The 23,032-nt window shown below is 36.8% G+C and carries 16 protein-coding genes; 6 read left to right on the forward strand and 10 right to left on the reverse strand.

Annotation, left to right across the window (positions count from 1 at the left end):
• The first annotated feature begins 84 nt into the window (after positions 1–84).
• Entirely contained in the window at positions 85–2,535 is a 2,451-nt protein-coding gene (locus tag GQS55_RS05395) for a PilZ domain-containing protein (protein WP_159818670.1), read from the forward strand.
• 67 nt (positions 2,536–2,602) lie between these two features.
• Here GQS55_RS05395 and serB read toward each other — a convergent pair whose 3' ends face one another.
• Positions 2,603–3,622, reverse strand: coding sequence for a phosphoserine phosphatase SerB (serB, locus tag GQS55_RS05400; RefSeq protein WP_201294570.1), 1,020 nt, complete (start codon positions 3,620–3,622; stop codon positions 2,603–2,605).
• A 47-nt stretch (positions 3,623–3,669) separates the two neighbouring features.
• Between serB and GQS55_RS05405 the strand changes: the two genes are divergently transcribed.
• Positions 3,670–4,323 carry an AhpA/YtjB family protein gene (locus tag GQS55_RS05405; RefSeq protein WP_236559767.1) on the forward strand — a complete coding sequence of 218 codons (654 nt, stop codon included), beginning with the start codon at positions 3,670–3,672 and terminating at the stop codon, positions 4,321–4,323.
• On the opposite strand, the gene GQS55_RS05410 is transcribed toward GQS55_RS05405, so the two are convergent.
• The gene (locus GQS55_RS05410; RefSeq protein WP_159818672.1) at positions 4,320–5,165 is read right to left on the reverse strand and encodes a TatD family hydrolase; all 846 of its coding nucleotides are present in this window, start codon (positions 5,163–5,165) and stop codon (positions 4,320–4,322) included. The two genes, GQS55_RS05405 and GQS55_RS05410, sit on opposite strands and share 4 nt — an antisense overlap.
• Positions 5,166–5,312: 147 nt before the next feature.
• Positions 5,313–9,311, reverse strand: coding sequence for a phosphoribosylformylglycinamidine synthase (gene purL / locus GQS55_RS05415; RefSeq protein ID WP_442872188.1), 3,999 nt, complete (start codon positions 9,309–9,311; stop codon positions 5,313–5,315).
• Between the two features lie 196 nt (positions 9,312–9,507).
• Here purL and mltF point away from each other — a divergent pair, with 196 nt between their 5' ends.
• From mltF to GQS55_RS20150, 4 genes are all read left to right on the forward strand, one after another.
• Entirely contained in the window at positions 9,508–10,995 is a 1,488-nt protein-coding gene (gene mltF, locus GQS55_RS05420; RefSeq protein ID WP_159818674.1) for a membrane-bound lytic murein transglycosylase MltF, read from the forward strand.
• Positions 10,996–11,961: 966 nt separating this feature from the next.
• A complete protein-coding gene (locus tag GQS55_RS05425) occupies positions 11,962–16,497 on the forward strand; it encodes an ExeM/NucH family extracellular endonuclease (RefSeq protein WP_159818676.1) in 4,536 nt (1,511 codons plus the stop codon).
• Positions 16,498–16,564: 67 nt separating this feature from the next.
• Positions 16,565–17,146 carry a PEP-CTERM sorting domain-containing protein gene (locus tag GQS55_RS05430; RefSeq protein ID WP_159818678.1) on the forward strand — a complete coding sequence of 194 codons (582 nt, stop codon included), beginning with the start codon at positions 16,565–16,567 and terminating at the stop codon, positions 17,144–17,146.
• Positions 17,147–17,371: 225 nt separating this feature from the next.
• Entirely contained in the window at positions 17,372–17,506 is a 135-nt protein-coding gene (locus GQS55_RS20150; RefSeq protein WP_268892430.1) for a hypothetical protein, read from the forward strand.
• Between the two features lie 30 nt (positions 17,507–17,536).
• Here the strand turns inward: GQS55_RS20150 and tadA are convergent, their stop codons facing one another.
• From tadA to GQS55_RS05465, 7 genes are all read right to left on the reverse strand, one after another.
• Positions 17,537–18,052: a tRNA adenosine(34) deaminase TadA gene (gene tadA / locus GQS55_RS05435; protein WP_159818680.1), complete on the reverse strand. Its 516-nt coding sequence runs from the start codon at positions 18,050–18,052 to the stop codon at positions 17,537–17,539.
• The gene (hemW, locus tag GQS55_RS05440) at positions 18,052–19,272 is read right to left on the reverse strand and encodes a radical SAM family heme chaperone HemW (protein WP_236559768.1); all 1,221 of its coding nucleotides are present in this window, start codon (positions 19,270–19,272) and stop codon (positions 18,052–18,054) included. The genes tadA and hemW overlap by 1 nt, the downstream gene beginning before the upstream one ends.
• Positions 19,273–19,316: 44 nt before the next feature.
• Positions 19,317–19,919 (reverse strand): RdgB/HAM1 family non-canonical purine NTP pyrophosphatase, encoded by a 603-nt coding sequence (gene rdgB, locus GQS55_RS05445; protein WP_159818682.1) that lies wholly within the window; start codon positions 19,917–19,919, stop codon positions 19,317–19,319.
• 125 nt (positions 19,920–20,044) lie between these two features.
• Complete coding sequence (locus tag GQS55_RS05450) at positions 20,045–20,485, reverse strand: DUF4426 domain-containing protein (protein ID WP_159818684.1); 441 nt, start codon at positions 20,483–20,485, stop codon at positions 20,045–20,047.
• A gap of 132 nt (positions 20,486–20,617) precedes the next feature.
• Positions 20,618–21,163 (reverse strand): YggT family protein, encoded by a 546-nt coding sequence (locus GQS55_RS05455; RefSeq protein ID WP_159818686.1) that lies wholly within the window; start codon positions 21,161–21,163, stop codon positions 20,618–20,620.
• 83 nt (positions 21,164–21,246) lie between these two features.
• A complete protein-coding gene (proC, locus tag GQS55_RS05460) occupies positions 21,247–22,059 on the reverse strand; it encodes a pyrroline-5-carboxylate reductase (RefSeq protein WP_159818688.1) in 813 nt (270 codons plus the stop codon).
• 97 nt (positions 22,060–22,156) lie between these two features.
• Entirely contained in the window at positions 22,157–22,915 is a 759-nt protein-coding gene (locus GQS55_RS05465) for a YggS family pyridoxal phosphate-dependent enzyme (RefSeq protein ID WP_159818690.1), read from the reverse strand.
• Positions 22,916–23,032 lie beyond the last annotated feature (117 nt).

Consider the following 23,032-nt stretch of genomic DNA (forward strand, 5'->3'; position numbering starts at 1 on the left):
AATTATAATGCTATTTGACGTTGCATTATACTTTATTCAAAAAATTCTTTAATTAGACAATAAGAGTCAACATAATATTATTCTATGAGCAAAGACTTTTCAAAATACCAAAAGATAATTCATAACTTTCGCGGTGAAGTAAGCAAGCCAAGTTTTGATATCAAGTTTACTCAACAGAGTAAACAGATGACTAAGACGGAGAAGTTCTTATTAAAAATGGAATTGAAACGCTTAGCGAGTACCTGTACTCGGTCTATAGATTTACGCGGTTTGGTTAATGGGGAGTGTAAGTTATTTCAATATTGTGGGCAAAGCCACTTTTTAGATGATATTGCTATTAGTGTATTTCAAGAAAATGTAGAAAAATACCAAGGTTATACTTTCGGCGTTTATGAAGCGGTAAAAAATACGGAAAATAATTTTCGTGTTCTATATCAAAAAGAGCAACAAAATATCGATCAGGCCAAATCAAAGCAAGGGTCGGTTCAACTTCCTACAAAAACAGTCGACAAACTTCAATATCCTGTTAAGTATTTTCCTTGCAGTGAACGATATAATCGAATGGAAGAACGAATGAATTTTGTTGTGCCTTTCGCAATAGCGTTGGACGATAATCAGAAAAAACCAGTGAGTAGTATTGATATCAGCGTGACAGGGTTAAAATTTCGATTAAATAGTAAGTTTCCTCTTTATATAGACCAAAAAATAACAATAGTTTTCAAAGATATTGAAAGTGACTTTCAATTTTCTCGAAGTGACAGTTTAGTTTATCAAATTAAAAATATATACAGTGATGAAAATACCCAAATTATTGGTTGTCAGCGGATAGATGACTTTGAAAGTGATGATTTTAAAACGTTTTTACTTGATTATATTCAAGTTAATAAACGTAGATATAAGATTAACTTAGAAAATACTATTGCAGCTTTACAGTCTAGAAGTTTTGAACAATATGTATTACCTAAGATTAATGAGTTACCTATATATTTTGAGCGAAACAGCAATCAAATTATTCCTCGTTATGTATTAACAACAAACAATAATCAACCTACCTTTCAATACTGGCAAGATGAAAAGAATCACTCTAATTTACATTCGCTAGTTAATGAAGAGCGTTTGCCTCGCTTGTTAAAAAGACATAAGCAAGGTAAGTCGTTATTGGTTTATAGTTTTATTCATCACCATCAAGGTAAAGATTATTTTTACACTGTAGATGAAGATCAATTATCTGAGGAAAGTGACTTTATTCCCGAATTTTTTGCTTTTGCAGCTAAAAGAGCTTCTTTTTCAGTGACCAAGTTAACCTATTTCGCTATTGATAAATCAGCAATATATTCTCCTTTTATTTTATCAAATAGCCAAGACTCGGATAAACAATATATAAATCTGCCACCTTCAAAAGAAGTAATTAATTGCATTAATTCATTGTCTTTTACTGTTGTTGCTAGTGATATTACGCATGAAAAATCTATTGCTGAGTATCAACATTTTTCAAATGAAGGGATAGATGTAAACAAATTGAAAAAGTTTGGGCACAAGCGGTTAAAAAATAAATTGGTTGTTCAACAGTTAGGTATTACCTATAAAAATTTGCGACAAGAGCCTCGATTTATTTATAAAACGCCAGTTATATTGGAGAGTAATGAGCAAGAATGGCAAGCGGATTCTATTGATTTTTCTGTATCTGGTCTTAAGTTAGTGTTAAGTGAAAGTGCCGGTGTATGTGCCGGCGACGTTATTAATATGACATTTCCAAGCTTACAAAAGATAACCTCATCCCATGAATTGAAAAAATTACCTTATGAGATCATACAAGTTAATCAGAAAAAAACACTGCTTAATTGTAAAGTTTATATTAGAACAGAGCAGCATGTAGGTCGCACATTTTTTAAATTATTAATTGATAAAAATAAAGAGAAGCTAACTGCCGATAAAGATAGTTTATTGATTTCAGGATTAGCTGAATCACTGCGATCCCATTATTCACAATGTATCGAAGTACCAACGTTAATTGTACAAACAAGTGGTAGTCGTTACAAAGTAGAAGTACTGGTTACCAATAATCAGGATAATGAGTTTTTAGAACGATTACGTATACTTAGTGATAGAAAAGGATTTTATAATTTTTATCCAATATTAACCAAGCTATATAAGGATAACTTTCTTGATTCTTGCCTTAAAAAACTGGTGATAAATGCTGAGCCCATTAGTGATGTTCTTTATATTGCTATTGCAAACAATGTAGAGCAAATTGATAGAGGGGTGAGTATAAAGTTTGAGCGGGAATTGAATACGTCAGTATTGAGAAAAAATTTCATCAAGCAAGCAACAGAAAAAGGAAGTTTCTTCTGTTTTCAATTAAAAATATCACGCACTAACACACCTGATTTAGAATATTTAAACGCAGAGCTCAGCTACATTAGTACTTATGCTATACATCGTAGTAAACAAATAGAACAAGATATTTTGAGTGTTGTTGCATCTATTCAATGTATCGACATTACGCATGGGGTTTTGTACAGCCATCGATTGTAGGTAAACCCTTGAATTAATGACTGTGAGTATCGTTATTGGCTCTAATACTTATAATAGAGCCGTCTAATTAGGCTAACCAATGCAATAAACAATCTAATCCCTTTTGGTTAATACTGCTATCTGCTTGTGCTAATACAATGGGTTTAGCGTGAAATGCAACACCGAAGTTAGCTGCTGCCATCATCACAAGATCGTTAGCACCATCACCCATTGCAACGGTTTGAGCATGAGGTATTTGATATTTTTCTGATAATAAGTTTAATGAATCAGCTTTAACTTGCGCATCAACTACACTGCCTAATACTTTTCCCGTTAGTTTACCGTCAACAATTTCTAATACATTAGCGAAAGTTGCGTCAAGATCTAGCATGTCCTTAAGGTGATCAGCAAAGTAAGTAAAACCACCTGATGCTACAGCAATACGCCAATTGTGTTTTTTAAGTTCGCTAATTAATGTTTCTAAACCTGCCATTAATGGAATGTTTTTTGCGACATCGGCAAGAATTTTCTCCGGTGAACCAGCTAATGTTGCAACACGTTGATGTAAGCTTTGAGAAAAATCTAGATCGCCTTGCATAGCAAGTTCAGTTACCGCAGATACTTCTTCACCAACACCTGCTAATTTTGCTATTTCATCAATACATTCAATTTCAATGGTGGTTGAATCCATATCCATTACCAGTAACCCTGGTTCATTTAATTTAGGAGCATTTAGAATTAATGCCGCCTCTATTTCATTTGCTAAAGCAAAGTCTGCAATAGCTCGGCGAGACTTAAAAAAATCATTACAAGTAGCACTAAAACGGTAACTCGTTTGATTATTTCGGGTGTTTATTGCAATTAATCCATCAATAGTAAAATGGCAGTTGCGTTGTAGTGAAAGTAAATTTATTAATGTTAAGTCAGAAAATACCACTAATTCAGGTTTTGATGAATCAGTATTATGACCTTCATTTAATGTTAAGTGTTCATCGTTTAAAGTGAAATCAATAGGTAATTTACTTTTAATTTCATGCTGCCCAAGATGATTTTCAAGCGATAAAGATGATATTTCAGTAGAAAAAGATACAGTAGTAGAAAAAGACACGTTAACTCTCTATTATAGGGGCATGTATATCGATACCATGCACTTTTATGATGAATAAATTAGAACAGCCTTTATACCCTAAACTATCGTCAATTTATAATAAAATTCTGCAATTAGTTAGTGCTATTTTGCTTATAGTAATGCTATTGGTATTTTTGGTGGATAATACAGAAAAAAATAATCAAGTTGTTGAACAGCACTTTGAGCAAGTTGCCGATAAACTTCTAGAGCAAGCTATTGCCGGTATTTCAGTGATTTTAATGGATAACACTTCCTCGATATCCAAAAAAGAACGTAATGCTCAATTACAGGCATACTTGAATAACCTTGCCGATGCGGATTATATTAAACATGTACACTTATATGATACCACTGGGTTGTTAATGTTGAAGTCAGAATCAAGTGGCGAAATTAGTAGTACGATTAAATATCTTTATGGTATTGATGAAGTGATGCCATCACTTGATAAAAGTAAGCAATATGTTCCTGTTATTAAAGAAATAAGAAGTACGAATATAAAGGGATATTTACGACTAACTATAGAGAAATATTATTTAACGTCAGCGTTAATTCGTAACAATTATGAAAGCCATACATCATTTAGGTTATTACTTCTTGCTGCAGGTGTTATAGGTTTTTTACTGACAAGAGGTTTAAATCGCTTTAGTAGACAGGGTTATAGAGCACCTAAAAGCTATTAAATGAAGAATAATTGCTCTACATTACGTTCTATTTGTTCAGCAATAACTACTGCTGGCTCTTCCCTTATCGCTGATAAAGCCTGGAATATAGTAAGTACATTTAGTGGTGAGTTATTGCTACCTTGGGTTCCAAAAGGCGGCATAGATGGGGCATCAGTTTCTAATAACAAACTTGATAAAGGTAAACGTTTTATTGCATCAATTGTTTTTTTTGCTCTAGGGTAGGTGATAGTGCCGCCAACACCTAGCTTAAATCCTAAATTTACATAGTCTTTAGCTTGTTGGTAACTACCTGAAAAAGCATGTATAACTCCTGCGCTTTCGAGTTTATATTGCTTTAATAACGACAATATTAATGGATGCGATTGGCAATGATGAATTATGATGGGTAAATTATTTTCTTGCGCAATACCCAATTGCATTTCAAAAAACTCTTGCTGTAATTTAATGTTCTTATTGAACTCATGTTCATTTTCTGTACTTGTTTTTGCCTTACATACATCAATACCGCACTCACCAACCGCGACTATTTTATTACTTTTAAAACGATAATTGTCGGCAAAGATTTGCTTAAGTTCACGCTCTTGAAATGCAACATCATAATTTTTTGACGAGTTAACATCTTGCTCAATAATAAACCAAGGATGAATACCTAAACTGCACGTTATATTTATTGGTGTTATTGTTCCTGTTAACGATATGACTCTTTGCCAATGCTCAGGATTAACAGCAGGTACAATAATACGATGAATATTATTCGTTTCACATCGCTGTAGAAGTTGAGGGAGATTAGCTTCGAAGGCAGCAAAATCAAGATGACAATGACTATCGGTAAACTGCATCATTGCCTCTTTATTTTATAAAAAACGAGTGAATTATTATTCATTATTACTAGTTTTTTTGTAGTCAGTTATTAAAATATTTTAATCAAAACATATTGAGCAAGTGCTGTGACTTTGTTCTTTAGCACAGCGCTTGCTCGTTTTGCATTAGCCGATAAAGGCTCTTGCATTGCGGAACATTCTAACCCAAGGTGAATCTTCACCCCAGCTATCTGGATGCCATGAGTTAGCAACTGTTCTAAATACACGCTCAGGATGCGGCATCATAATCGTTACGCGACCATCAGTAGTTGTTAATGAAGTTATACCGTCTACTGAGCCATTAGGATTAGCAGGGTAGGTTTCAGTAACATCACCGTAGTTGTTTACAAAGCGCATTGATACTGTGCCTGAGTTGTTGGCAGCATCAATCGCTTCATCAGATTTAAACTCAGCATGACCTTCACCGTGTGAAACAGCAATTGGCATACGAGAGCCAGCCATACCTTTAAACAGTACAGAAGGGCTTTCTTGAATTTCAACTAATGAGAAACGTGCTTCAAAACGCTCAGATTTGTTTTGTACAAAATGAGGCCAGTGCTCAGAGCCAGGGATGATTTCTTTTAAGTTAGATAACATCTGACAACCGTTACACACACCTAAACTGAACGTATCTTCACGTTCAAAGAAAGTTTTAAACATAGCGCGAGCGTTGGCATTGAATAAGATTGATTTTGCCCAACCTTCACCAGCACCTAATACGTCACCGTATGAGAAACCGCCACAAGCCACTAAACCATTAAAATCAGCTAAGTCAGTTCTACCAGATAATATGTCAGACATATGGACATCAATAGCAACAAAGCCTGCTCTGTCAAATGAAGCAGCCATTTCTACATGAGAGTTAACGCCTTGCTCACGTAAAATTGCGATACGTGGGTTAGCGATTGTTCCATTCGTAGAATTAGCCGCATCTTTAACAATTAAATCAGCAACTATGTCTTCATTAATATCAAAAGTCAGCTCAGTGTTTAAACCTGGATCTTCAGTATCAAATTTAACATCATGTTCTTGTTGTGCACACTCTGGGTTATCACGAAGTGACTGCATTTTATAAGTCGTTTGTGCCCATGTAGTACGGTAATAAGTACGAGAGTTTTCTAATACAACCTCACCATCACGGCTAAAGCGAATAGTATCTTCATTGTTAAGCGTACCAATAACGGTAGCTAACTCGGCAATACCATACTCAGCGAACATTGCGTTTACTGCGTCAAGGTCACTGTTCAGTACTTGAATAACACCACCTAACTCTTCATTGAATAAAGTAGCTAAGTCATCACTTACACCATTTTCAGTATCTACACTAACGAGTTTTGTGATATCAATATCAACACCCGTATGACCGGCAAAAGCCATTTCAGTTACTGTAGTGAATAAACCACCGTCTGAAATATCATGATAAGCAATTAGTTTTTCAGCGCGAACCAAATTTTGCATCGCATTGAAGAAGCCTTTTAATACTTCTGGGCTATCAACATCAGGGGTTTCATTACCAAGCTGTTTATAAACTTGCGCTAAACATGAGCCACCTAAACGTTTCTTACCGTTTGATAAATCAATCGCGATAAGTGTCGTCTCGCCTTTATTAGAGCGAAGCTCAGGAGTCACAGTTTTACGAATATCTTCTACAACACCAAAAGCAGTAATAATAAGTGACAGTGGTGATGTTACCGATTTTTGTACACCGTCATCTTCCCATTGGGTTTTCATCGACATAGAGTCTTTACCCACTGGAATTGTTAATCCAAGTGCAGGACACAGTTCTTCACCAATAGCTTTTACTGCTTCATAAAGACCAGCATCTTCACCAGGATGACCTGCAGGAGACATCCAGTTAGCTGAAAGTTTTATACGATTCAATCTCTCACCGTCAGCACCAGCGATATCAGTACCAGCGATGTTAGTTAATGACTCAGCTACAGCTAAACGAGCAGAAGCGCCAAAGTTAAGTAATGCAACTGGCGTACGTTCACCTAAAGCCATTGCTTCACCGTGGTAAGAGTCAAGTGCTGATGCGGTAACACCACAATCGGCAACAGGCACCTGCCAAGGTCCAACCATTTGATCGCGGTTAACCATACCAGTAACACTGCGATCGCCAATGGTAATTAAGAATGTTTTTTCAGCAACTGTTGGTAAAGATAAAATTCTGTTCGCTGCATCTTCTAAGCTTACGTTGCTAAAATCTAATACATCACCAGCCGCTTTTGCTGATTTTACATCTTTGATAATTTTAGGTGTTTTACCTAAAAGGACATCAAGCGGTAAATCAATAGGGGTATTTAATTTTTCATCATCTGCGAAATGTGAATCGGTAACCGTTAAGTGCTCTTCTTCAGTAGCACGACCAACAACAGCATACGGTGCACGTTCGCGTTCACATATTTTTTCAAATGTTGCTAAATTTTTATCTGAAACAGCAATAACGTAACGTTCTTGAGATTCATTACACCAAATTTCATGTGGTGCCATACTACGTTCGTCATTTGGTACGTTGCGTAGTTCAAATACACCACCACGTCCGCCATCAGACACTAACTCAGGGAAAGCATTAGACAAACCACCTGCGCCAACATCATGAATAAAAGCTATTGGGTTTTCTTCACCTAACTGCCAACATTTATCGATAACTTCCTGACAACGACGTTCCATTTCTGGATTTTCGCGTTGAACAGAAGCAAAATCTAAGTTTTCAGCTGATTGACCTGAAGCCATTGATGAGGCAGCACCGCCACCTAAGCCAATGTTCATTGCTGGGCCACCTAAAGCAATTAGGTTAGCGCCAACAATAATCTCACGCTTTTGTACATGTTCATCACGTATGTTACCTAAACCACCGGCAAGCATAATTGGTTTGTGGTAACCACGTACCTCAACACCATTGAATGAGTTAACCTCTTCTTCGTAAGTACGGAAATAACCTAGTATAGCTGGACGACCAAATTCATTGTTAAATGCTGCGCCACCTAATGGACCTTCCAGCATAATATCTAATGCAGTAACAATTCGACTTGGTTTACCAAAATCAGTTTCCCATGGTTGGACAAAATCGGGAATACGTAAGTTAGATACAGAGAAACCAACTAAACCTGCTTTAGGTTTTGAGCCTATACCTGTAGCGCCTTCATCACGAATCTCACCGCCACTGCCTGTTGCAGCACCTGGGTATGGTGAAATAGCAGTTGGGTGGTTATGGGTTTCAACTTTCATCAATACTTGAATATCTTCATGGTGATAACCATAAACATTTGTTTCAGCATTAGGGAAGAAGCGACCACCTTTATTACCAACCATTACTGCAGCGTTATCACTGTAAGCGCTAAGTACGTAATCACTGTTTAGTTCATGAGTATTACGAATCATTTTAAATAATGATTTTTCTTGTTTAACGCCATCAATAGTCCAATCAGCGTTAAATATTTTATGACGACAATGTTCTGAGTTTGCTTGAGCAAACATATATAGTTCAATATCGTGCGGGTTACGGCCTAATTTCGTGAAGTTTTCAAATAAATAGTTAACTTCATCTTCTGCAAGCGCTAAACCTAATTCAATGTTAGCGTTAACTAAAGCTGCTTTTCCGCCATTTTCAATATCAATCGCAGTAAGCTTACCTGGTTCACTGCTAGCAAATAATAAACTTGCTTGCTCAAAGTCGTTGAAAATACTTTCCATCATACGGTCGTGTAATAACGCGTTTAATTGTACTTCTTGCGCTGTAGTTAATGCTTCATCGTCTTGTATTGATACATAATAAGCAATACCGCGCTCTAAACGTACTACATTAGTAAGGCCACAATTGTGCGCTATATCGGTAGATTTTGATGACCAAGGAGAAATAGTGCCTGGACGAGGTGTCACTAATAAAAACCAACCGCTAGGCTGATGTTCTTCAATAGTAGGACCATAAGTAAGTAATTGCTGTAAAACATTTTCATCGTTTGAACTTAATGCTTCATTAAGTTGAGCAAAATGGGAAAATTCAGCATAAATATCATTTACTGGTAGCTGTAACTCTTCACATTGAGCTAATAATTTTTTAACTCTAAATTCCGAAAGTGCAGGAGCGCCACGAAGGTTTTTAATTAATGTCGTCTTAGGCATCGTCATAGGGTAATCACCAAGTTTTTATAGGTTTTTTGATCAGACTAAATATTGAGCTTAGCCTAAGCGAAAATTTCGCGCGTATTATAGTTTAAAAGTTAACTTTTAGTAAGCGTTAAAACTTCATGTTTATATGAAAAATCAACTTTAAAAAAAAGAGCTTGGCTAACAAGGAAATACACGACACAATTACATTATGAAATTTATAATTTGTAATCCAAAAAAGACGTTAATAATAAGGAAAGTGTTTATTGCTTTTTTCTTATTAAGCGCGCTTTTTTCTTGTAGTGAAAAAAATCAACAAGTGACCTTTGAACGTATTGTGGAACGAGGTTATATCACTATTGGTACTTTATATGGTGCTAATAGTTTTTATACGCAAGGTAATGATATTCAAAGTAATGGCATGCAAATGGATGCCTATGCAGGTTTTGAATATGAATTGGCGAAACAGTATGCTGACTATCTCAATGTAACGCTAAAAATTGTCCCAAGTTATTCTTTGGATGAACTCTTTGCTATGCTAAATTCTGGTGAAGTTGACTTACTTGCTGCTGGGTTGGCTGTAACAGAAAAGCGTTTGCTTGATTTTGATTTTGCACCAAGTTATACAGATATAAGTCAAAAATTGGTCTTTAAACAAGGTAATGTAAGACCGAGGGAACTTAGTGATTTAACTGGAACGTTAATGGTAACAGCTAGCTCTAGTCATGTAGAAAGTTTGAACAAACTGAAGCAAGTTCATCCTGATCTTAAATGGATTGAAACAAGCGATTTTGACGGTGAAGAGTTACTGGCTAAATTACTTAATGATGAAATAGACTATACCATTGTTGACAGTAATACGCTGGCGTCAAGTCGTCGCTATTATCCTGAAATTAGTATCGGTTTTACTATTCAAGAAACAGAGCCTTTAGCGTGGATGGTAAATAAAACTACTGACGACGCTATTTTAGCAAGTTTAGTCGAGTTTTTTGGTCAAGTTCATCACAATGGTTCTCTGTTGGCGCTAGATGATAAATATTATGGTCATATAGAACAGTTTAATTACGTAGAAACACGTACTTTTATTAAAGCGGTTAAAAGTAGATTGCCTGAGTATCAGGCGGTATTTGAAAAATATAGCCAAGAAATCGATTGGCGATTACTGGCAGCAATTAGCTATCAAGAATCTCATTGGAGACCTCATGCTCGCTCGCATACCGGTGTACGAGGTATGATGATGTTAACCTTGGCTACGGCTAAACAAATGGGTATAAAAAGCCGTTTAGATGCAGAGCAAAGTATTCGAGGGGGCAGTAAATATTTCAGGCGTATGATAGCTAAAATGCCAGATAGAATTCCAAACCCAGATCGTATTTGGTTTGCGTTAGCGTCTTATAATGTTGGTTTTGGCCACTTAAATGATGCACGTATTATCACGCAACAGCAAGGAGGAGATCCTGACCGTTGGGTGGAGGTAAAGTCTCGCTTACCATTATTACAACAAAAGAAATACTATAAAAACACAAGGTATGGTTACGCTCGAGGGACCGAACCTGTGCATTATGTAGATAATATTCGCCGTTATTACGACACGCTAACTTGGTTAGATGATAAGTCACAAGAAGCTATAGAAGCCGCTGAAGATGCTGAAGTACTTGAAGCAATAGAGCAAGAATTAGAGCAAGTTACTAGCGAGTAACTATTCGTATTCTATATAGTTAAGAAGGATTGGTGAAACTAATTCTCAGAGATACCTTAAAAAGCATTCATTAATCCGTTTTATATAATGCATAGTTTCCATCTCAATAATTGACTTTATTGACCATGCTGCAACAATCGCACTTTATTTCATTGAACTACTGCAACACATTTACGGGTTATTAAAAGGTGTGTTTTGCTGCTTTCCTCTATACAAAGTAGACAAGCTCATTAAGTCAATAGGGCTGAGCCAAAAGCCTCTTTTTGGTGCGCTTTGCCCTACAAAGAGGAACACCGAAATATTAATCGCTCTATTTATACATATAGATGAGATGGAAAAAGCACTTGTTGTTCACGTCAAAAAAAGCCTCTAAGGGACGGTGTCGCGCAATAATTGTTTATAATTTCCCTAAGCATCCCATCCACTAAACCGATAAAGTCAATAATTTACCCATCATAAAATGCTTAACATACTTATAAGAATTAAATCCTATTGCATAAGTAGAGTAATGGCTAAAGTAAAATTCTAAACAACGACTAACCGAAATTTATTTATTTTTTGTCATTGTTATGATTTTAAAACGACATAGCATTGTTCGTTTGATTAAAATACTGCTCACATTAATCTTATTATTTTGATAAGCGGAGCTGATTTTTATGTTTATTTTATTTTTTAATAAGAGTTTTTTATATCAAAATGGAATAGAAATTGCTTTAATACTGACCGAATGGTCAACAATTTTATCAGCGGAGTGCGTGTTGATATTTGTTGTCATTATATTGAAATAAAAAAATAAGATAATAATATTGAAATACAAAAATTAACAGTTGACCGAATGGTTATAAAATTATTAGCCAAGTACATGCTCAAATTTTTTGTCATTATATTGACATAAAAAACTAAGGTGATTGTACTCAAATTCAAAAACTAAGTGTTGAGCGCAGGCTTACATTATAAGGGAAAACTATGAAATATAAATCTTCAGCGCTACTCGCGTTGATAATAACATCTTCAGTCCAGGCAAGTGATCTTGTCATTACTGGCGTTATCGATGGACCGTTATCAGGGGGAACCCCTAAGGCGGTAGAAATTTTTGTTCTTAACGATATAGCTGACTTATCAGCATGTGGTTTAGGCTCAGCTAATAATGGTGGAGGGTCTGACGGACAAGAATATACTTTTAATAGTGGTCCAGCGACAGCGGGCAGTTATATTTACATTTCGAGCGAGAGTACTAATTTCGAAGCTTATCTAGGATTCCAACCTACCGATACAGCTGGAGCAATGGTTATAAACGGTGATGACAGTGTTGAACTGTTTTGCGATGGCGTTGTTGTGGATACCTTTGGTGATATCAACGTAGATGGTAACGGTGAGGCTTGGGAGTACCTTGATGGCTGGGCTTACCGTACTGCTAATACAGGCCCAGATGGAGTAACATTTGTTCTTGGTAGTTGGTCGTTTAGTGGCGCAAATGCCCTTGATGGTGAAGCTTCAAACGCTTCAGCAACCTCTGTATTTCCTCTTAAAAATTTTGCTGACGGTGAAAATAGCGAAGATGAAGACACTGGTACTGTAGATTCAAATGTTATCAGTGGTAGTGTTTGTACAAACTGTCCAAATGTTCCTAAAATTAAAGACGCTAGTCTTTTTGATGCCACTAGTTATTATGCTGCAGCACAAGCAGAAATTAATTTTAACTCTTCTGTATCGACTATAAAGTTAGTCTTAAGTGATATCATTGCAACTGATCATAAAAACTTATCTTATTCAGATGTCTGGACAGCATTAACTTATACAGATGAAGATCCAACCAATACTGATAACGTTATTTTATGGTATAGCAACCGTTCACAAGGCAAGGCAACGAACGGTAGTGGTGCTGCTAGTTCTGATCCTGATAATTGGAATCGTGAGCACTCGTGGGCTAAAAGCCATGGTTTTCCAAGCGATTCTTTTGAAGCTTACACAGATATTCATCATTTGAGACCAACAGATATTAGTATTAATAGTTCTCGCGGTAACTTAGATTTTGATAACAGTGATAGCCCTCTTGCTGAAAGCCCAATTAATAGTGTTGATAGTGATTCTTTTGAACCAAGAGATGACATCAAGGGTGATGTTGCCCGAATGATGTTCTATATGGACACGCGTTATGAAGGTACTGGCTCTGATTCTACGCCAGATTTAGAGCTAGTTAATCGTATAACGACTACAAGTGAAAGCAAGTTAGGCTTGTTATGCACATTAGTCGCTTGGAATGCAGCGGATCCTATCGATGCGTCTGAAGAGTTACGTAATAGCCGTATTTATGAGCTACAAGGTAACAGAAACCCTTATATTGATAATCCTGCTTGGGTTGAAGTGATTTACCCTTCGGCCGGTTGTGGAGTTGATAGCAGCGATGACGGAACAGATGACGGAACAGATGACGGTGATGAAGGAACTGATACTGGCACTGTAGTTTCTAGTGATATAATTATCAGCGGTGTGATCGATGGCTCTTTAAGTGGCGGCATACCAAAAGCAATTGAATTACATATCGTTAACGATATCGCTGATTTAAGTGTATGTGGTCTTGGCTCTGCTAACAATGGTGGTGGCTCAGATGGTCAAGAGTTCACATTTGATGCAGTTTCGGCTAGCGCAGGTGACTTTATCTATGTGGCATCTGAAACAACAGGGTTTAATACTTTCTTTGGTTTTTCCCCTGATTATACTGCTGGAATGGCTGCTATCAATGGTGATGATGCCGTTGAACTCTATTGTAATGATGAAGTTGTAGATACCTTTGGTGATATCAACGTAGATGGTAACGGTGAAGCATGGGAGTACCTTGATGGTTGGGCTTACCGTAATGCTAATACAGGTCCTGATGGTAGTGATTTTGTATTAGCCAACTGGACTTTTAGCGGTCCTAATGCGCTAGATGGAGCAAGCGCTAATTCGTCAACAGACTTAGCTTTTCCAATTGGGACTTTCTATGTTGATGAAAAACTTGTTATTACTGGTGTAGCAGATGCTTCGTTATCTGGTGGCACGCCAAAAGTGATTGAATTCTATGCCGCGACAGACATTGAAGATTTGAGTATATTCGGTTTTGGCTCGGCTAATAATGGTGGCGGCTCTGATGGCCAAGAGTACACTTTCTCTGGTTCAGCAAGTAAAGGCGATTATATATATATCGCGTCAGAAAGCACAAACTTCGAAGTTTTCTTTGGTTTTGCTCCAACTGATACCACCAGTGTTGCTGGCATAAATGGTGATGATGCTGTTGAGCTGTTTAAAAATGGCGAAGTTGTTGATGTATTTGGTGATATCAACACCGACGGTAATGGTGAAGCATGGGAGTACCTTGATGGCTGGGCATATCGTGTTTCTGGTACTGGCCCTGATGGCGCTACTTTCACGCTAGAAAATTGGTCTTTTAGTGGTATTAACGTTTTAGATGGTCAAAGTACGAATGATACAGCTACAACGCCTTTCCCAATAGCTTCTTTTTCTGGCAACGGAGCTGGAACTGGTGATGGCGGTGATGATAATGGTTCAACAGTATCTATTGGTATGTGTGCAGATGAAGCGACGCTTATTAGTGCTGTTCAAGGTAATGGCTTTATTTCTCCTTTAGTGGATGAAACTATTCTTGTTGAAGGGATTGTTAGTGCGTCGTTTTCTGAATTAACGGGGTTCTTTGTACAAGAAGAAGTAGCTGACATGGATACTGATAGCTTAACATCAGAGGGTATATTTGTTTATTATGAAGGCGTATTACCAACAGTTGGTGATGTAGTCCGAGTAGTAGGTGATGTCGCTGAGTATTATGAAAGAACTCAGATCGTAGCAACAGAAATATTAACAGGTTGTGGAACGGATTCAGCTATTGCAGTTTCATTGAGTTTACCTTTTTCTTCGAGCGAAGAAGTAGAATCGTTAGAAGGTATGCTTGTTTCAAGTGCACAAAACTTGGTTGTAACAGATAATTACTATTTATCTCGATATGGCGAAGCGACTTTATCGTCAAAACGTTTGTATAATCCTACTAATTTATATAGCCCAGGTTCAGTTGAAGCTGTCGCGCTTGAAGCTGCTAATGCTTTAGATAAAATCATTCTAGATGATGGTGTAAATGGTTCTAATCCTGAATCTGTTCCATACCCTACAGGTGGTTTGTCAGCGGGTAATAGCTTACGCTCTGGGGATACTGTTTTATCGCTAACAGGTGTTATGGATTATAGTTTTGATAAGTATAGAGTGATTCCAACTGCCTCACCTAGCTTTGCGACAACGAATGTTCGTGAAAGTGAGCCTAGTTTGAGTTTAGGTAATCTTAAAGTGGCTAGCTTAAATGTGCTTAACTACTTCGTAACGCTCGATGATGGTGCTGTGTTATGTGGCCCTAGTGCAAGCTTAGATTGCCGTGGTGCAAATGATGCTGTTGAGTTTGAACGTCAAAAAGCTAAAACAGTATCGGCAATTGTTGCAATGGATGCTGATGTTGTCGGCTTAATGGAAATCGAAAACAATGGTTTCGGTACAGGATCAGCAATTGCTGATTTGGTTTCAGCAATTAATGATGTTGTCGGGACTGATACCTATTCAATTGTTGACCCGGGGACCACTGTGGGCACTGATGCTATTACCGTAGCGCTTATTTATAAGTCGAGTGTTGTCACTTTGAATGGAGCATTAAAAATTCTAGATAGTAGTAATTCTATCTCTGATGAAGACGGTGCGTTGTTTGTTGATACTAAGAATCGTCCAGCTTTAGCTCAAGAGTTTTCTCTGGTTGAAAATGGCGAAGCATTTGTTGTTAGTGTTAACCATTTTAAATCTAAAGGCTCAAGTTGTGGTGCTAGCGATGATGATACAACTACTGGTCAAGGTAGCTGTAATTTAACTCGTACACGTGCTGCTCAGGCGCTAAGTGCCTTCCTAGATACTCAATTCCCTGATACAGCTACTTTAATCATTGGTGATTTGAATTCTTATGCGAAAGAAGATCCTATCAGTGCACTAGAGCAGTCAGGTTATACCAACCTAGTAAACTATTTTGGTGGCGCTACCGCTTATTCTTATTCTTTTGATGGTCAAGTGGGATATTTAGACCATGCATTAGGAAATAATAAAGCATTAGCCAAAGTAGTTGACGTTACTGAGTGGCACATTAACGCTGATGAACCTATCGCACTTGATTACAATATTGAATTTAAGGCTGATGCACATATAACTGATTTCTATGCAGCTGATGCGTATCGTATGTCTGATCATGACCCTGTTGTGATTGCCCTGCAGTTTGATGCAGTTGTTGATGAAACTCCAGAGACTAACGCAGATGTGAATCAAGATGGTAGTGTTGATTTTTCTGACTACATGGCCATTATCGGTATGCTTGGTAGCGTGACTGGTGATACTAACTTTGATGCTATTGCTGATTTCGATGAAGATGGTGCCATTAGTGCTGCTGATCTTCAGGTTTGGTATCAGTTATATATAAATCAATAAAAAATAAAAATAGGCGACTTCGTTAAACGAAGTCGCTATTCATTTCAATTTTAAATAGAGATATACGATGAAAAATTTAATTACTAATAACAAAATATTCCGTTCTTTGACACTTGCTACTCTATTGTTAATGAGCGCTTTTAGTGCACAAGCTGGCTTAATATTGTCTTTTAGCGAGCCTGATGTAGAGGTCCAAGTGAATAATACTTTTACTCTTGACTTATATGTAAATGTTACTGCACAGGTCGATTCTATTCTGGCTTGGGGGTTAGATCTTGACCTTTCTAATAGTAGCTTGCTTAACTTAAATAGCTTTACGTTAGGTACTGATTTTATGACTATCTTTGGCTTAGATGATGGTATTGGTGGCGCCTCTCCTACCGGCCCATTATTTGGTAGTAACATATTACTTGGCTCGTTTGAATTTACTGCTTTAGCAGTTGGAGATACTGTTGCTAGTACTTCTAACAATGACCCTATTTTTGAAGGTTTTTTTACTACCCGCTTCTTTACGCCTACAGAATTTAATAGCGCATCAGCCAATATCTCTGTTGCTGATAGCTCCGCAGTTGCCGTTCCTGAACCTGCAACGTTGGGCTTTTTTATTATAGGTGCTTTAGCTCTATTCGGATTACGTCGTAAGGTGTAATTGAAATAACACGAATGAAAAAGGCGGTGAACTCAGAGTTCACCGCCTTTTTTGTTAGGTTTAGAGCTTCTATTAAAAGTGCTCTTAAATCTGCATCTTGAATGATAAAGGGTATATATCAAATGACTTGAAAATAATCTTTTATTTTGTCATATTCATGTAATATTAATCGACAATAATGAGCTCGAATTAATTTTAATAACTAAATACAAAAGAGAGAATAAAATGAAAAATAGAAGACAAGCAACAGCAAGAAAAAAACAACTTAAAGTGCAACATCATAAAGTAAACTCACGACGTCAATTTTTCTTTAATCAGGTTGTTAATCAAGAGTCATCACAACAAGCAAAAGAAAGTTAAGGCTTTTTTTTTGCTATGGTAAGTCATAAATTATTTAAGTTCTGATGTAAGCTTTAATGCTTTCTTAGCTAATTTCTTTTCACTTCGTCTACGTTTGAAAAATCCTGATAATAACTCACTACATTGCTCAACCATAATGCCATTGTCTACTACTATTTGATGGTTCAGTTGTGATGTTCCTACTAGATTAAAAATACTGCCAGCAGCGCCTGTTTTTAAATCTGGACTTGCATACACTAAACGCTGAATTCTACTATGTACTAATAAACCAGCACACATAGGGCAGGGCTCAAGCGTTACATACAAGGTACAATCTAATAACCTATAATTATTTAGGTACTTGCCTGCTTGACGGATCGCGATCATTTCAGCATGAGCGGAAGGGTCATTGAGTAAAATAGATTGATTAAACCCTTCGCCAATAATCTTTCCTTGATAGACAACGACAGCACCAACAGGAATTTCATTATGTTGTTCTGCTTGTTGAGCAAGTTCATATGCTCGTTGCATAAATACTTGATCATTCTCGGCTGGGACTACTTTCATTAGAGAAAAAGCTCCAATAAATCATTTAAATACCTATGTCCAAGTGGTGTTACTTGCCACGTTTCTTGGTTAGGCGCTTCATCAATACATATCATTAATTGTTTATTTTGTGCTTGTTGTAATGTTGGTAAAATAGTACTTGAAACTAACCCCGTTCGCTGTTGATAATGAGTTAACGTAAAAGGGGAAAACAACCTTAATTGGTTCATCATATACTCAAAAGGTAACTCTTCACTAGATACGGTAGTTAAGTGATCTAGCGGATCTCGATTTGCATCGAGGTACCCTTTAGGGTGCTTTACTTTGACTGTGCGGTGAACAACATTTGTATCCACATCAGTAATTTTACCATGGGCACCACAACCTATCCCTAAGTAATCACCAAAACGCCAGTAGTTAAGATTATGTTGGCATTGCTTAGTTTCTTTTTTGTCTTTTGTCTCTGCTTCTAAACTAAAAGCCGATATTTCGTACTGTTTATAACCAGCATCTGCGAGTAACTTAAAGCCTTCGTCTTGAATATTCCACAAGGTTTCATCTTGCGGCAATTTTGGTGGTTTAGAATGAAAAGCCGTATTAGGCTCTATGGTTAATTGATACCAAGAAAGATGATCGGGTTTAAGATTAATAGCCGTTTTTAAATCATCTAAAGCATTTTCAATAGTTTGGTTAGGCAAGCCGTGCATTAAATCTAAATTAAAGCTTTGAACGCCAGAGTTTGTCGCAAGTTGAGCAGCTTGCTTTGCCTGGTCAACATTATGAATTCTACCAAGTTTGACTAACTTTTCTGATTCGAAGCTTTGTACGCCAATAGACAAGCGAGTAACGCCTGCCTTTGCAAAGCCAATAAATTTATCTGCTTCTACAGTACCAGGGTTAGCTTCTAGTGTAACTTCTATCAATTTTTCTGGTGCAGAGCTTTGTGATGCACCATTAATAAAACGAGAAAACACTTGCTGCAGTAAACTTTCAATCGATTGCGCTGAAAACAAACTAGGTGTACCGCCACCTATAAAAATAGAATGTAGTGGTCTGTTCTGTAAATTAAAACGTTCAATATCTGCATCTAAATCAGCAATCAATGCCTGTACGTAATCTTGCTCCGGAACTTTTGATTTAAGAGCATGAGAATTAAAATCACAATAAGGGCACTTTTCAACACACCATGGTATGTGAATATATAAAGAAAGCGGTGGTGTTGTTAACAAGTTAGTACTCACTATTAATGTCTATGTTTGCAGGCCAAATAGATTGGGGATTAAAGTTACTTGGCTAATTTTTTAATCAGTTGCGCTAATGCTTGGCCACGATGGCTTAGTTTGTTTTTAACATCACGAGTCAACTGTGCTGAAGACAATTGTAAGTCTTCTTGCCAAAAAATAGGATCATAACCAAAACCTTGTTCACCTTTTTTGTCGTTGCTAATGCTCCCTTGCCAAATACCATGACAAATAATAGGCGTTGGATCATTTTCATGCTTCATATATACCAATACACAATGGAAACGAGCTTTGCGTTGTTCAGTAGGGGTATCTTTTAATGCATTAAGGAGCTTGTTCATATTGTCATCATCAGTGACGTGATCACCAACAATATCACTCGCATAACGGGCAGAATAAACACCAGGAGCACCATTTAACGCATCAACTTCTAACCCAGAATCATCAGCAATAGCAGGTAATCCTGTAATTTTAGCTGCATGGCGCGCTTTGATAATGGCATTTTCAACGAAAGTTGTACCTGTTTCTGCAACGTCGGGTACATTAAAATTACTTTGCGGTACTATTTCTATTTGATGTTTGCTAAGCAAGCTAGCTAACTCTTTAACTTTACCTTGGTTGCCAGTGGCTAAAACTATTGTAGACATAAAATAACAGGGCTTTAGGAATGAATAATTGTGGGCAATAATACGGGAAAAAGGAGATAGGTACTAGGTTATATTCTCAAGGCTACAGCCCTAAGTCCTTAATACCTTCTCTTTTGGGTAGCGATTTAATCAACATAAAATTTTTGTGAAAACTTTAATGTTTGTTGTTCTTTACCATCATTAATTTCTAGCGTGAAATGTAATGTTTCTTCATCGTTATAGTTAACTTGCGCTAAGTAATAAATGGCATCACCTTCTTTTACTTCTTCAAACGCTAAGTTTTTAAATTGGCCCAAATTATTTTTTGCTTGGCCAATAATACTAACCGTTTTAGCTGGGTGACCTGCCTTTGTATTATCAAGTACTGAAATATTAACTAATCCATTATAGCGACTACGTGTTATACCGTAAGCTTTAGCTATTTCAGGTGTAAAAAAGGTTGAACCGATTGCCATGTAATGAACATTCATTGAGCCTAATGGCTTCATGTTTTCGGCGTTAGCACTCGACATCACTAATAAGCTTATCGTGATCGCCAATATTAGTTTAACGATTGAATTATGCATACTACTTCCTGATTCGTTGGTTTAAAAAATAGCCAGTTCCATATATGGATAGAACTGGCCGGGTTATTAGTTCTAACTTAACTACTATGTTATTTAAGTAATTAGGGGTCCAAAGTAATCTTTGGTACTGAACTATAAAGCTCCCCAGTAGGGTAAAGATCCTGACAGGAGAATATTGATAACATTCATCGCTAAAAAGGCAACAATCATAGATAAATCTAAACCACCCAAATTAGGAATAATACGTCTAATAGGGTTTAAGAATGGCTCTGTTAGTTGATGGAATACTGCCAAGGTAGGGTTATAACCTTGAACGACCCAACTCATTACCGCCATAATAATCATGATCATAAACAATAAAAAGCCCGCTTGTTTTAGTAAAACTAAAAAGCCGATATAAAAAGCTAATAAACCTAAGCTTTGACCTGTTATGGCTGCTAAGGTGAAAAACTTTAAAGTAGCTACTGCATATGCAATTAATATTGTTGCTAAATCTATTCCACCAAATCCAGGCACAATTCGTCGTACCGGAACCACTAATGGGTTACTCACTTTTACAATGAATTGGCTTAATGGATTATAAAAGTCAGCTTTTACCCACTGTAACCAAACTCTCATGATTAAAATTATTAATAAAGCATCAAAAGCGAATCTTAATAAGTATGTAACTGCTTCCATATTTTCTCCTAAGTAGCAATATAACCTATTGTTATACTGCTATTATATTATTGTAACGTAATCTATGTTTATTATTTGAAACGTTAGTTACCTTTTGCCATTTCTTCGGCTCTGGCGATTGCAGCATTCATTGCGTTAGTCACCATTTCTTCAATACCATCTTTTCTAAACTGTTCAAGAGCTGCAAAAGTAGTGCCGCCTTTTGACGTGACATTTTCTCGTAAGGTACTAATTTCAGCTGTACTATGTTCAACCATTTGTGCTGCACCAAGCGCAGTTTGTTGTACTAACATTCTACTTTCTTCTGCGCTAAAACCTAGCGTTTGAGCGTGTTTTTCCATTGCTTCCATAAATAAGAAAAAGTACGCTGGCGCAGATCCTGCAACAGCAATAACATCGTTAATTTTATCTTCAGTTGGTAGCCAGATAACTTTACCCACGGCAGACATCAATTTATCACTTGCTGCCTTTTGTTCTGCATTGACTTCTTGTGAAGCGAACATACCGCTCATACCTAAGCCGAGTTGTGATGGTGTGTTTGGCATAACGCGAACAAGCGCGGCATTACAATGAAGTGCTTGTTGAATTTGGGTAACAGTTGTACCCGCAGCAACAGAAATGAACAATTTATTTGATATATCCAGTGCACTGCTAAGTTGCTCACAAACATCACAAATAAAATGTGGTTTTACACTTAATACTATAATATCAGCAAAAGTTGCTGCTTCGATATTATCACTGGTATGTTGTACACCAAACTCGTTAGCTAGTTGTACTCTTTTCTCAGGAGACGGGTTGGCAACCATAATGTTTTTTGCTGCAACACCAGAGCTTATTAGCCCGACAATGATTGCACGGGCCATATTACCTGCGCCAATAAATGCTATTTTATTCATGAAAATTATCTACCTTTTTGTGCGAATACGTTTTGTTAGGTTATTTGTGTCAGAGTACTTTTAGGGTACTTTCTTCAGAGGAAGTACTGACTTATATTTAACTTCTCTCTCCAAAAATGGCCGTACCGATTCTGACCATAGTGGAACCATGTGTAATAGCCAACGTTAAATCGTTCGACATACCCATGGATAGCGTATCTACAGTTGGATATTGGGCCTGTAATTTGTTAAACAAGTGCTGCATTTTTACATAACTTGCTTCACCAGCATTCTTTTCTGGAATGGCCATTAATCCTCGCAGGACGAGTTTATCACAATTATTAACGACTTCAGCTAAAGAAAATACTTCATCTACCATAATGCCAGATTTCGATGCCTCTTCACTAATATTGACTTGTAAACAAATGTTTAGCGAGGTATCTTTGCAAGGAACTTGCTGATTTAAATCATTTAAATGTTCATTTAAACGTAATGCTATTTTGGCTCTATCTACACTGTGAACCCAGTTGAAGTTTTGAGCGATAAGCTTTGTTTTATTCGATTGAATAGGGCCAATAAAATGCCAACAAATATTAGATAAATGTGACAGTTTAGAGATTTTTTCTATTGCCTCTTGTAAATAGTTTTCACCAAAGTCACGTTGTCCGGCCAAGTAAGCTTGCTCTATCGCGGCTATAGGTTTTGTTTTACTTACCGCGAGCAAAGTTATAGGATTTTGTCTACTATCGGAAGATGGCTCATTTTCTTGCTTAGATGTAATAGTGGCGTGATGATGAAAATTAACACGAGAACTAGCATGGTAAGCCTGATCTATTTTTGATTTTATTTTTTGAATGTTTTCGTTAATTTCATTCATTATTTTAGCTACTAAAGTTTGACTGATATATTTTTATTGATAATAACAGTTTGTGAGATTGGTATAAAATATTAACTATCGCTATTTTGAGCCATGATACTTTTACCATCTATATTT

It is taken from the genome of Colwellia sp. 20A7, assembly GCF_009832865.1.
GTDB lineage: Bacteria > Pseudomonadota > Gammaproteobacteria > Enterobacterales > Alteromonadaceae > Colwellia.

Coding starts and splice junctions, on each gene's coding strand:
- tadA (WP_159818680.1), bottom strand. CDS start 18,052: ATGAAAGTAGTCCCAGCCGAGAATGATCAAGTATTTATGCAACGAGCA.
- proC (WP_159818688.1), bottom strand. CDS start 22,059: ATGAATAAAATAGCATTTATTGGCGCAGGTAATATGGCCCGTGCAATC.
- purL (WP_442872188.1), bottom strand. CDS start 9,311: ATGCCTAAGACGACATTAATTAAAAACCTTCGTGGCGCTCCTGCACTT.
- GQS55_RS20150 (WP_268892430.1), top strand. CDS start 17,372: ATGAAAAATAGAAGACAAGCAACAGCAAGAAAAAAACAACTTAAAGTG.
- GQS55_RS05430 (WP_159818678.1), top strand. CDS start 16,565: ATGAAAAATTTAATTACTAATAACAAAATATTCCGTTCTTTGACACTT.
- GQS55_RS05455 (WP_159818686.1), bottom strand. CDS start 21,163: ATGGAAGCAGTTACATACTTATTAAGATTCGCTTTTGATGCTTTATTA.
- GQS55_RS05450 (WP_159818684.1), bottom strand. CDS start 20,485: ATGCATAATTCAATCGTTAAACTAATATTGGCGATCACGATAAGCTTA.
- GQS55_RS05395 (WP_159818670.1), top strand. CDS start 85: ATGAGCAAAGACTTTTCAAAATACCAAAAGATAATTCATAACTTTCGC.
- GQS55_RS05425 (WP_159818676.1), top strand. CDS start 11,962: ATGAAATATAAATCTTCAGCGCTACTCGCGTTGATAATAACATCTTCA.
- rdgB (WP_159818682.1), bottom strand. CDS start 19,919: ATGTCTACAATAGTTTTAGCCACTGGCAACCAAGGTAAAGTTAAAGAG.
- GQS55_RS05405 (WP_236559767.1), top strand. CDS start 3,670: ATGATGAATAAATTAGAACAGCCTTTATACCCTAAACTATCGTCAATT.
- GQS55_RS05465 (WP_159818690.1), bottom strand. CDS start 22,915: ATGAATGAAATTAACGAAAACATTCAAAAAATAAAATCAAAAATAGAT.
- GQS55_RS05410 (WP_159818672.1), bottom strand. CDS start 5,165: ATGCAGTTTACCGATAGTCATTGTCATCTTGATTTTGCTGCCTTCGAA.
- mltF (WP_159818674.1), top strand. CDS start 9,508: ATGAAATTTATAATTTGTAATCCAAAAAAGACGTTAATAATAAGGAAA.